Here is a 240-nt window from a genome sequence, read left to right as displayed (position 1 = left end):
AGATAGGTCAGCCCGAGTTTTTGCGCGTAATCCGCCACGCGACCATCGCGGCTGGCTTTGATTTCGGTCAGCAGCGCCAGTTTCTCAGGAGTAAAGCCTGCTTCATCGACGACAGTACCGTTAGAATCTGACGCCGTAATCACCCGTGCGCCCAGTGACATGGCTTTTTCAATTGCATATTGTGCGACGTTACCGGAACCAGACACCGCCACGCGCATACCTTCGAAATCCAGGCCATGG

Annotated in this window: 1 pseudogene; it reads right to left on the bottom strand. The window is 55.0% G+C overall.

Going from position 1 to position 240, the window contains the following annotated elements:
- Positions 1-240 (bottom strand): annotated as a pseudogene (locus tag ACR9ZK_RS23245) (NADP-specific glutamate dehydrogenase); the annotation flags it as partial.

Source organism: Monashia sp. HAY1-5C (assembly GCF_056755255.1).
This window is presented reverse-complemented; position numbering and strand designations above follow the sequence as displayed.